The organism is uncultured Olegusella sp. (assembly GCF_947253395.1).
Lineage (GTDB): Bacteria > Actinomycetota > Coriobacteriia > Coriobacteriales > Atopobiaceae > Olegusella.
In genome coordinates this window covers 1-11,412 of the sequence record NZ_CAMXYY010000046.1, presented here as the reverse complement: position 1 = coordinate 11,412, position 11,412 = coordinate 1, and the positions used below count along the sequence as shown (strand labels likewise).

Genomic DNA, 11,412 nt, shown 5'->3' with positions numbered 1-11,412 from the left:
GACATACTTGACTATCTCGAAGCGGGAGATTTGCTTGTTGTCAATAAGACTCGCGTGATGCCCGCACGTCTTGTGGGACACAAGCGCAAGACGGGTGGTGTTGCTGAAACACTGTTGCTAAAGCGCCGTGAAGATCAAGATCCGTTGGGTCATGTGTGGGAATGTTTGGTTAATCCAGGCAAGCGTCTCAAGCAGGGTGCTGTGGTGGAGTATCGCGAAGGTGGCCTGCATGCGTCTGAGTCTTCTCCTGTGGTGCTTTCAGGTGAAATCCTTGATTTTATTCCTGATAACAAAGGCGGGCGCCTTATTCGTTTTACTCCTACTGACGGCCTTACCCTGGATGAGGCTATACACAAAGCAGGTCATGTGCCTTTGCCTCCCTATATCACCAAGTATGAGGGTGATCCCGAAAAGTATCAGACGGTTTATGCCATGCAAGAAGAACATTCTGCTGCTGCTCCCACGGCAGGCTTACACTTTACGCCTGAACTGCTCGATCGTATAAAAGCTGCAGGTATCGGTATTGTTGCGGTGGAATTAGAGGTGGGTATTGATACCTTCCGTCTGGTAAGCGAGGATGACCCCACCCAACATGTCATGCATACCGAGCGCTATCACCTTCCGCAGGAGGTAGTCGATGCAGTACATGCCACCAAAGCTGCTGGTCATCGTGTTATTGCAGTGGGAACGACAGCCGTTCGCTCGCTTGAAAGCGCCTGGGAAGCAGAGGCTCCTGTAGCAGCGTGTCCTGTAACGGCGCGTCATTTTGAAGACGCTCCTGATTCTGCAGCGATAAGGGGCAAAGGCGACATCGTGGCGCGCAATAGCGCCACGACCAATTTGTACCTCATGCCTGGTTCTACCTATCACGTAGTAGATGGACTAATCACTAATTTCCATGTACCGCGTTCGACACTGGTGATGTTGGTTTCGGCCTTTGCGACACGAGAACAGATTCTTTCTGCGTACCAGCATGCAGTTAACGAGAAGTACCGTTTCTTCTCCTTTGGAGACGCCATGTTTATCGAGTAATCGTCTTTTGTGCGCGTCAACCTCATCGTGATTGCTGGTGCTTACTTGGAAAAGAAAAGCAGCCAAACCACCACTGCGATGAGGATGACAAGCACAATAGCGACACTGATAATCAATGCGCGTGAACCACGAGTTTCGGTTCTGAGTATATGTTCTTTTTGGGCAAGAGCATCAGCCTCAGCACTCATAGCGGCTGCTTGTTCTTGCGAGCTTGCGATGCGTTCGTGCAGCTCGGTAGTCACTTCAGGCGTGGAGTGGATATCGTTAGCCTCATTGAGCGCTGCTTGTGCAACATCTGCACGCTCGCGAGCCTCAGCGGCGTTGTCATTTGCTTGCTCAAGATCGCTATCGCAGACCGCAATCTGCTTTTTGAGTACCTCTTCGTCAGCCATAGCCTGTTTATAGAGCTCGTCATATTCTTCTTTGCGGGCACCCGCCTCGGCCTTGGCCTCACTTGCCTGATGTTCCACCTCGGCCAAAATCTGCTTGCGCGAAGCGAGATAGGTCTGCGCAGTTTCAACGCGTTGATCGGCCTCTGTTGTTACGCTGGGAACCTTTTGTTTGGCAAGGTCAAGTGCTGCCTGTTCGGTAATGACTTGGTGCAGCAGACGATCGGTGGTGCTTTGAGTGGTGTTTTGGCTTTGCTTTGCACGGGTAAGCTCGTCCTGTGCGCGTTGCAAGCGGTCTCGTGCGGTATCAACTGCACGGTTTGCCGAGGCTATTGCTGCATCGCGATTGCGTACCGCTTCTGCTTCTTGGGATTCGGCAGATTTAGCATCGCGGCGAGCCTCGCCGAGGGCACGTGATGCATCATCAGCGCGCGCCTTGGTGGTTTCCATAAGACCACGGTAGGGGCCAAGCTTCTCCTCATGTTTGGCTTTCATCGCCTCAAGCTGTTTTGTGAGATCGCTACGAGTTGCACTCGCAAGGTCACCACGAGCATGCGCGTCTTTTTCATCGGTGCTTGCTTGTTCAAGTTCGGCGGTATTACGTGCGATGATTTGCTCAAAATTATGCTCAATGGACAGACGGTGATTGAGCTCATCGCTGTCCTCCTCGATTTCAGCCTGAAGTTCGGCGAGACGTTGCCGAGCTTCCTCGGTGCGCCTAGAGGCATGATGTACCTCACGCAGAGCAGCAATACCTGCGAGAAATGCATTTTCAGAGAGCGGCTTTTCGTCGCTTTCAGCGGATAATTCGCTCGCTGTTGGCTCATCAGTTGCAATTGAGTTATTGGCAGAAGGATAGCTGTCAGCCGTATCTGCTGAAGGTACTGCCTCAGGAGTGATACCCTGTTCGTCTTTTTTTGTCCCATTTGCGAAGAAGAGCTTCATCGTGTTCCCTTTCGCTATATCTGCAAAACGCTAAAAATCAGTATAAGTGTTACCACATAAATTCTATTCTGTCGTATCTGGAATTAGCTCGCCGATATTATGCCTTGATGTTTGCTAGAATGACATTAAGTCCAACGGCGAGAACCTTCTCGCCCTCTCATCTAAGGAGTCCAGTATGGTTTCGAAGCAGACGACGATCACGAACGCTACTGGCCTGCACGCCCGTCCCGCATCCGTGTTCGTCAGTGAGGTCAAGAAGTACCAGTCCAAGATTACGATTCGTAACGTTGACAAGGACAGTGCTCCTGTTAAGGCTAACTCCATCATGATGGTTTTGGCTGCTGGCTTGGGTACCGGTACCACCGTTGAGCTTGCATGTGACGGTCCTGACGAGCAGGAAGCCCTCGACGCTCTGATTGCTCTTATTGACAGCGGCTTCGGCGAGTAGGCACATCGAGGAGCACTTGTGCAGTTTATGGCACATCAAAGCCCAGCACCAGTATGTGCTGGGCTTTTTGTTGGTATTTTGTAGATAAGAATGACGAGGCAGTATGTTTGAGTACGACATCATCGCAGAAGATCCAAAAACCCATGCACGCGCAGGTGTCTTACATACGCCTCATGGTGATATTCCCACCCCTATTTTTATGCCAGTGGGTACCAAGGCAACGGTAAAGGGTCTGATGACTTCGACTCTATCTGAGTTGGGCACCAAGATTTTGCTGGCAAATACCTACCATTTATCAATGCGCCCAGGTGCAGACTTAGTTGCTGAGATGGGTGGTCTGCATGATTTTATGCAGTGGCATGGACCTATCCTCACCGATTCAGGTGGATTTCAGGTCTTTTCACATGGTGATTTTGTCAAGCTCAGTGATGAGGGTGTGCGTTTTCGAGCAGTAGATTACGACGGAAGTTATGTCTTTTGGACTCCTGAAGACAATATGGAGATAGCTCAAAAGCTGGGCGCTGATATTGTGATGCAGTTAGATCAGTGTCCTGGCTATCCTGCAACGCGTAGTTTTGTTGAGCGTGCGGTTGAGCTTTCAAGCAAGTGGGCTGAACGCTGTTATAAGGCACATACCCGCAAAGACCAGGCACTTTTTGGCATTGTTCAGGGTGGTATGGATATGGATTTGCGTTTGAGAAGTCTGCGCCACCTAGAGAAGTGCGGCAACTTCCCAGGTTATGGTATTGGCGGCTATTCAGTAGGCGAGGATCATCAAACGATGTTTGAGACGTTGACACCTTTGGTCTCTGAGTATATGCCACGTAACAAACCTCGCTACTTAATGGGTGTTGGCAATCCCACAACTTTGGTGCGTGGCGTGGCTTGTGGGATTGATATGTTTGACTGTGTGCTTCCTACGCGTACTGCTCGTATGGGTACAGCGTTTTCAAGTGAAGGTCGTATCAATCTCAAAAATGCTCGCTTTATTCACGATGCCGCTCCTTTGGATGCACAGTGTCATTGCCCCGTATGCCAAGGGGGCTATACGCGCGCTTACCTCCATCATTTGGTTAAGCAAAATGAAATGCTCGGTGGCATTTTGTTATCACAGCACAATATTTTTTATCTCCTACAGTTGATGCGTGATGCTCGGGAAGCCATCATTGCAGGTACATACCATGATTTTGTCAATACGTGGAATGAGTTGCCTGCAAGTAATGACTTTTAAAAAGCAGAGCGATTGTTCTTGCCCATCGTTTTTCTTGTCAAAAAACTGCAAAATACCAGCCGTTCGTAGCTTAATGTTGTTGTTCGAGGGGCTGCAGTTGCTCTTGCGCCGTCTTATGTCTGCCAAGACTGGTAAAATGGGCTGGTTAAACTACTGGTAGTTCAGGAGATACATATGGCAAGCAAGAAGAACGGCTCAAAGTCCGCTTCGGGCTTTGATAGCTGGAGGCAGGCGACATCTGGCTCTACGACAAGCAATCAGCGCAACTCATCACAACGTAATAAAGCCCGCAAAACGAGGCATATGCCTGCGGTTATGCGAAGGCATATTGCAACGCTTGTGTTTCTTGCGTGCCTGTGTGTGGTATGTGTCTGGGGCTTTACACCTTTGAGCGAACGTATTACCCAGGGCCTTGATATTCGTGGTGGTGTCTCTGTTATTTTGACGGCTGCCAAGCCAGATGGTTCTGCTCCAACAGGCGATGAGATGTCTACCGCTACCACTATCGTCCAAAATCGTGTGAACTCTTTGGGTGCTTCCGAAGCTACCGTACAAAAGCAAGGTTCCAACTCCATCTTGGTACAGATTCCTGGTGCGACTGATGCCGATTCTGCAGTGCAGACCATCGGCAAGACAGGCAAGCTTGAATTTGTTCGTCTCGATGAAATTGGTGATGCCGATGCGCTTGCTCGTCTTGAGAGCAAAGATGCCACCAACATCCAACTCAAGCCAGGTACGTATAAGGCTTTTATGGATGGTTCGTCTATCACCTCGACTTCGGTAGCACAGGCAGGCCAATCGGCTACGGGTGCCTATGCAGTCAATGTCAAACTCAACTCTGATGCGGCAAAAACCTTTGCCAAGGTTACTCGTGAGCTTGCACCTACCAATGGGCGTATTGCGATTGTGCTTGATGGTGTTATTAAGTCATCGCCTGCGGTGCAAGAAGAAATTGGTGGTGGTCAGGTTTCTATTACAGGTGGCTTTACTGCTGAGGAAGCTCGTTCACTCAAGACCATCCTTGATTCTGGTTCTCTTCCAGTAACGCTGACCTACTCAGAGAGCCGTGTTGTTGGTCCTACGCTGGGTCAAGATTCGCTCACACAGGGTGTAGCTGCAATTGCTGCGGGTGCTGCGATTGTTATCATCTACCTCTTTTTCTTCTACCAAGGGCTTGGCCTTTTGACCATGGGTTCACTTGGTATCTTTGCGCTGCTCTATCTAGGTTTATTGGCGTTGCTTTCGCATTTTGGAGCCTACTCATTAACGCTACCAGGACTTGCTGCCGTGGTGTTGACTACCGGTTCTGCTGCGGACTCCTCGATTTTGGTTCTTGAGCGCTTCCGCGAAGAAATCCGTATGGGACGTACCGTGCGTCAAGCTTCGATGTCTGGTGTCAAACATGGTATCGCTACCTCACTGGACGCTGATGCTGTTACGTTGGTAACCGCCATTGCTCTTTTTGCTGTGGCCGTAGGATCGGTGAAAGGCTTTGGTCTTACCTTAATGTTGGGTGTTGCCTGCGACTTGGTAACGATGTTTTGTTTTAAAGCGCCGGCACTTCGCCTGTTAGCAGCTTCTATCGAGAAGCATCCTAGGTTCTGGGGTGTTCGCAGCGATATGGAAGAGGGCGAGCGTGCACGTCATGGTCAGCCTTCGAAGGGAGGTGTGGCCCATGCGTAGTCACTTTGCTTTTGAAATTAACTTTATGGGTCACCGTTTCCAGCTGTTGACCTTCTCGGGAATTTTAATAGTGCTGTCAATTGTGGGCTTAATTGCTCGCGGCTTAGTCTTTGGTATTGAGTTCCGTGGTGGTACTGAGATTGACTTCCAAAATACGGGTGATATTAGTATTGCTCAAATGCGCAGTGCACTTGAGGCTACCGGTGAGCAAAACCTTACTATTCAAACGGCGGTGACCGAGGGTGAGCAAGGCTTCCTTGTGCGCTCGGATGCGACCAATCCTACAGATGCAACGGCACATGCTGCGGCTGCTGCCGAGTCGCTCAAGCTGCCTAAGTCCTCCTATACGGTCACCACTATCGGTCCCGACTGGGGTGCTGATACGGTACGATCCTCAGGTATTGCCTTTTTGGTGTCACTGGTGGCCATCATTGCTTTTGTGTCTCTCCGCTACGAATTCAAGATGTCCATTACAGCGGTGGCTTCTCTGGTGCATGACCTTGTCATTATTTTGGGCGTGTATGCTTGGACCCAGACACCCATTACTCCCAATGTGGTGGCGGCACTACTGACCGTTATGGGCTATTCGCTCTACGATACGGTTGTTGAGTTCAATCGTATAAATGAGAATGCCAAGCGCGGTGGAGATGCAAACCACCGTACCTATTTCCAGATTACAAACTACTCGATTAACGAAGTTATTGTTCGTACTATTAATACAACTATTACTACCATTGTGCCCATCATCGTCATGTATGCCATTGGTGGCACAACGCTGCGTGACTTTGCTTTTGCCATGCTTATCGGTGAACTTTTGGGTACCTACTCAAGCTTTGCCATCGCAAGCCCGCTGCTTGCGATTTGGAAGACTCACGAGCCTAAATGGCGCAAACTCGAAGAGCGCTATGGTGGCGCCGGGGCTGCAGTGCGTATTGTCCAGCAGAATGAACGCGGAGCAGCACGTAGCTTTACAAAGCGTGGGCAGTAGGCCATGGGCGGCTTGGCAGGCAGCAGACGCTGGCAGCTGCTGCAACAAGATAAAAAAGCAGAAACCAGACTTATTTCTGAGTTGGGATTAGCACCTTTAGCGGCGCGTGTTTTGGCTGCTCGAGGTGTGAGTGACCCTGTTGAAGCACAAAGATTTTTGACGCCTTCGCTTGAACGCGACTGGTCCGATCCACTGTTGATTCCAGATATGGAAGAAGCGGTGCTGCGCATTATGCGAGCCATCTCCGATGGTGAGTCAATCGCGATTTTTGGTGATTTTGATGTGGATGGTATGTCGGCAGCAAGTGTTTTGGGCTTGGGCTTGCGTGCGCTTGGGGCACAGGTGCGAGCGTTTATTCCTGATCGCTTTACCGAAGGATATGGTCTTAGCAAAAATGCTTTGTTGCGCGTAGTTGAGGCTTGTGAGCCTCAATTGGTGGTAACTGTTGATAATGGCATTGCTTCAGCTGAAGAAGTAAAAGCCTTGCTTGAACACAATATTGATGTGGTGATTACCGACCATCATGAGCCTGCGGATTTGGTGCCAACGGGTGTTCCGGTGGTTGATCCCAAGTTATCCGCTGACTGTCCTTCTCGAGACTTGGCGGGAGCAGGTGTTGCACTCAAGCTCGTCTGTGAATTGGGGCGCCGATTGGGGCAGCCATATTTGTGGCGTTCATTGACCGAGCTTGCCTGCCTAGGTACTGTTTCGGACATGATGGTGCTTCAGGGCGAAAATCGTGCCTTGGTGGCAGATGGTATTGAATGCATGCATCATTCCACACGCCCTGGTTTGGTAGCCTTGGCACAAATTGCCAAGGTAGACTTATCAACAGTTGCTGCTGACGACCTGCCCTTCTCGATTATTCCGCGCCTTAATGCGGCAGGTCGGATGGGTTCTACCGACATTGCGTTTAAGTTGCTTTATACCGATGATATTGAAGAAGCGAGTTTGCTTGCGGCTTCGTTGGAGCAGATTAATGAAGTTCGCCGCGAGACAGAATTTGCTATGTCCGAAGCTGCTCTTGCAGAAGCAGAACGCTGCTGGGATGGCGGTCGTGTTGTAGTAGTTGCAGGTGGAGACTGGCATGAGGGCGTCAAAGGTATTGTTGCCAGCCGTATTGTCAACCACTATCACGTACCAGCCATCGTGTTTTCTTTGGTAGATGGCGAAGCACGTGGTTCGGGGCGCTCGGTTGGTACGGTCGATCTTTTTCATGCCGTTGAGCAGTGTGCTGACTTGACCATTCGTTTTGGTGGCCATGCAGGTGCTGTTGGTGTCACCATTGCCCAGAACAAAATTGACGCTTTTCGTAAGCGACTCTCTGCGATACTCGCAAAACTTCCCCAGGAGCAATTTGAATATCGCAAAGAAGTTACGGCTCTTGTCGAGCTTTCTGAGCTCAATGTCGAAACGGTTGCCTCGCTTGAGGCACTGCAACCCTTTGGTCAAGGTAATAAAAAGCCCCTCTTTGCTGTGCGTGGTGTCTCGATGCGCGATCGCAAACGCTCGCGTAATGGCAAACATCTTTTGTTTATTGCAACAGATGGCTTTAGTGAAGTTCCTGCGGTGATGTTTAATGCTCCCGAGTTGGAACGTGCTGCTTCTACCGAAAGTATTGTTGACCTCGTATTTGAAACAAAAAACGAAACATGGCAGGGTCGTACCAAAACCAAGCTGATGGTCAAAGATATTTTGTTTCGCGATCAACCAAGTAGCGGACCTGCGCCAGGTGAATCTCTCATACTTGAAGGATTTGATCCTCCAGCGCCCAATCCCGCAGAGCATCGATGCGAGTTGGCACAACTTGATTACGATGAGCTTACTGAGGTATTAGCGGCTGAGCTTATTGGTGAGCATCAGCTCCTTCCTGCTCAGCGCAAAGCACTTGCCTGCTTGGCAAAAAAGCAATCGACGCTTGTAGTGATGGCTACTGGTCGGGGAAAGTCACTAATCTTTCATGTGCATGCAGCGCGTGAAGCTGTTGTCTATCACAAGGCAGCAGTCTTTGTTTATCCCTTGCGTGCTCTCGTTAATGATCAAGCTCGCCATCTTCAAGATGAGTTTGCACATATCGGTGTGGGTGTTCGCGTACTTACGGGTGCGACACCCCAAGACAGGCGTATAACGGTCTGGTCGGAATTGGCAGACGGTAGTTGCGATATCGTCTTAACCACGCCAGAGTTTTTGGCGATTCATATTGACCGCTTTGCACAAATAGCACGTGTTGGCTTTTTGGTGGTAGATGAGGCGCATCATGTGATGCAAGCCGCATCAAATCGACCCGCGTACGCTCAGTTCCCTGAAATTCGTCATAAATTGGCTCATCCTACCGTGCTGGCAGTCACCGCTACTGCTCCACGAGAGACTACTTTGCAGATTCAAAATCTGTTGGGCATTAGCAGTGAAAACGTCCTTATTGATAAGGCTGTGCGCAAAAATCTCGAGCTGTTTGACTGTCGAGAGAAGCGTGACCGTGAGTTGGCTCTTGCCTCCCTTGTTGCAAAAGGGGAGAAGTGCATCATCTATGTTAACTCGCGTGAGGAAAGCGTTTCTTTGGTGCGCAAGCTCCGCCATATGACCGGTGAGCTAGCCGATCGCATTGCCTATTACAACGCAGGCCTTGAGCCGCGTGTTCGCGTGAAGGTTGAGCGTGCGTTTCGTGATGGGCGACTGTGTTGTATAGTCTCTACCAGCGCGTTTGGAGAGGGTGTCAATATTGGCGATGTGCGCCATGTGGTGCTTTACCAGTTGCCTTTTGGTCGCACTGAGTTCAATCAGATGAGTGGCCGTGTAGGCCGTGATGGACTTCCTGCGTATATTTGGCTGATGTTTTCTGCTCGGGATGCCTCGGTTAACGAGCGTCTCTTGGCTGCTGCTGCTCCCACGCGAGACGAGCTTAAAATGCTGTGGCGTGCATTGCGCCTACTAGAGCAAACAAGTGATGACTGCATTATCCGTGTAAGTGATGAGGAGCTTGCAGCACAAGCTCGCCTGCAGGATGGGCGCTATGCGCTTGATGCGCAGGTTTCTGAGGCAGGAATTGCTGTTTTTGCTGAACTTGGTCTGCTCCAGTTACATGGCTATGGACCCACGCGCGAAATTAAGCTTGCGAGTAATCCATCGCACATGAATTTGGGTCAGTCAGCCCGCTATGTTGAGGGTATCAGGGCCGCTGAGGACTTTGCAGAATTTCGCGAATGGGTTTTGCGTTGTGCACAAGCAGAACTGCTTGATAGTATTAACAAGCCAATTGTGCCAGGTTTTGGGCATGTTGTAAGTGGTGGGTGAGAGTATGGGAACGTTTCTAAAGCAGCAAAATATTGAGGGGCGACGACGTAGTTCTGACATACCTCAGGCGGATAATTGGCGCGTTTTGCAGGTAACTTGTGCAGATACCCTCGATGACGAGGCCAACAGAAGCGTTGAAGAGGCATACCGTTTTGCTGCTGAATTCCACCGCGATCAGCGGCGTCGTTCGGGTGAGCCCTATATCAACCATCCTGTTGAGGTTGCCTTGATTTTGGCTCGTGATCTACGTATGGATGCTGATTCAATCTGTGCAGCTTTGCTTCACGACACCGTTGAAGATACGCCTGCAACCCTAGAAGATGTGCGCAAACGTTTTGGTAACAATGTTGCTGAGATTGTAGATGGTGTTACCAAATTAACCTCTATTCATGTGTCTTCGATGGATGAAAAGCAGGCTCTCAACCTTCGCAAGATGTTCTTGGCGATGTCCAAAGATATTCGTGTTGTTATCGTTAAACTTGCCGACCGTCTGCATAATATGCGCACCCTTGCAGCGATTCCACCTGACCGTCAGCTGTACAAGGCACACGAGACTATGGATGTCTATGCACCCTTAGCAGACCGTTTGGGCATTTCTTCGGTTAAGTGGGAGCTCGAGGATCTGGCATTTTTCTATCTTGAGCCTGAGGAATATGCGCGTGTGGCTCGTATGGTGCAGGATTCGCGTGCTCAGCGTGAAGAAGATACCAACGCTGCTATCAAGACGCTCGATGATGAGTTGCGTCGCGCAGGCATGGCAGACTTTCAGATTTTTGGTCGCCCCAAGCATCTGTGGTCTATTTATCAAAAGATGACACGCAAGGGCAAAGAATTTTCTGATATTTATGATCTCATTGCTCTGCGCGTACTGACGCGTACCGTTGCTGATTGCTATTCGGCATTGGGTGCAGTTCACTCGCTTTGGCATCCACTACCTGGGCGTTTTAAGGACTATATCGCAACGCCCAAGCCCAATGGCTATCAGTCGCTCCACACGACCGTAGTTGGCCTTGATGCGCGCCCTATTGAAATTCAGATTCGTACCTATCAGATGCATGAGCAGGCCGAATACGGTATTGCAGCGCATTGGCTCTATAAGCGTTCGGGCAATTCTTCGGGTAGATTTGATTCATCTGACCGCGATATTGACTCGCAAATCAATTGGATTCGCAAGACGCTTGACTGGGCTGTTGAAGACGAAATCGGCGATCCACATGAGTTTTTGAACAATCTGCGTGTCGATCTTTTTGAGGACGAAATCTTTGTCTTTACGCCTAAGAGTGCGGTTATGAGTCTGAGACGCGATTCCACGCCGCTGGACTTTGCCTATCAGGTACACACCGAGGTTGGTAATCCTGTCTCTTATACACATCTCCGAGCCCACGAGACCGTTATTCTAAGCTCG

Annotated in this window: 8 protein-coding genes; 7 read left to right on the top strand and 1 reads right to left on the bottom strand. The window is 50.0% G+C overall.

The window, feature by feature from the left end:
* On the top strand, nt 1-1,032 hold a 1,032-nt coding region (queA, locus tag Q0X25_RS05140; protein ID WP_298579501.1), incomplete at its 5' end, for a tRNA preQ1(34) S-adenosylmethionine ribosyltransferase-isomerase QueA.
* Nucleotides 1,033-1,073: 41 nt separating this feature from the next.
* Here the strand turns inward: queA and Q0X25_RS05135 are convergent.
* Nucleotides 1,074-2,366 (bottom strand): hypothetical protein, encoded by a 1,293-nt coding sequence (locus Q0X25_RS05135; protein ID WP_298579498.1) that lies wholly within the window; start codon nt 2,364-2,366, stop codon nt 1,074-1,076.
* A gap of 175 nt (nt 2,367-2,541) precedes the next feature.
* Between Q0X25_RS05135 and Q0X25_RS05130 the strand changes: the two genes are divergently transcribed.
* The 6 genes from Q0X25_RS05130 to Q0X25_RS05105 all read left to right on the top strand — a co-directional run.
* Nucleotides 2,542-2,814, top strand: a complete 273-nt coding sequence (locus Q0X25_RS05130; RefSeq protein WP_021735307.1) for an HPr family phosphocarrier protein — start codon at nt 2,542-2,544, stop codon at nt 2,812-2,814.
* Nucleotides 2,815-2,917: 103 nt separating this feature from the next.
* Nucleotides 2,918-4,045, top strand: coding sequence for a tRNA guanosine(34) transglycosylase Tgt (gene tgt / locus Q0X25_RS05125; protein ID WP_298579493.1), 1,128 nt, complete (start codon nt 2,918-2,920; stop codon nt 4,043-4,045).
* A 174-nt stretch (nt 4,046-4,219) separates the two neighbouring features.
* On the top strand, nt 4,220-5,728 hold the full coding sequence (secD, locus tag Q0X25_RS05120) for a protein translocase subunit SecD (protein ID WP_298579490.1): 1,509 nt from the start codon (nt 4,220-4,222) through the stop codon (nt 5,726-5,728).
* Nucleotides 5,721-6,716: a protein translocase subunit SecF gene (gene secF, locus Q0X25_RS05115; protein WP_298579487.1), complete on the top strand. Its 996-nt coding sequence runs from the start codon at nt 5,721-5,723 to the stop codon at nt 6,714-6,716. Before secD ends, secF begins: the two co-directional genes overlap by 8 nt.
* Nucleotides 6,717-6,719: 3 nt before the next feature.
* Nucleotides 6,720-10,007: a single-stranded-DNA-specific exonuclease RecJ gene (recJ, locus tag Q0X25_RS05110; protein WP_298579484.1), complete on the top strand. Its 3,288-nt coding sequence runs from the start codon at nt 6,720-6,722 to the stop codon at nt 10,005-10,007.
* A gap of 4 nt (nt 10,008-10,011) precedes the next feature.
* A partial coding sequence (locus Q0X25_RS05105; RefSeq protein ID WP_298579481.1) for a bifunctional (p)ppGpp synthetase/guanosine-3',5'-bis(diphosphate) 3'-pyrophosphohydrolase occupies nt 10,012-11,412 on the top strand: 1,401 nt, incomplete at its 3' end.

What these genes read in the sequence shown, in the direction of transcription:
- Q0X25_RS05135 (WP_298579498.1), bottom strand. Translation starts at nt 2,366, where the DNA reads ATGAAGCTCTTCTTCGCAAATGGGACAAAAAAAGACGAACAGGGTATC.
- Q0X25_RS05130 (WP_021735307.1), top strand. Translation starts at nt 2,542, where the DNA reads ATGGTTTCGAAGCAGACGACGATCACGAACGCTACTGGCCTGCACGCC.
- tgt (WP_298579493.1), top strand. Translation starts at nt 2,918, where the DNA reads ATGTTTGAGTACGACATCATCGCAGAAGATCCAAAAACCCATGCACGC.
- secD (WP_298579490.1), top strand. Translation starts at nt 4,220, where the DNA reads ATGGCAAGCAAGAAGAACGGCTCAAAGTCCGCTTCGGGCTTTGATAGC.
- secF (WP_298579487.1), top strand. Translation starts at nt 5,721, where the DNA reads ATGCGTAGTCACTTTGCTTTTGAAATTAACTTTATGGGTCACCGTTTC.
- recJ (WP_298579484.1), top strand. Translation starts at nt 6,720, where the DNA reads ATGGGCGGCTTGGCAGGCAGCAGACGCTGGCAGCTGCTGCAACAAGAT.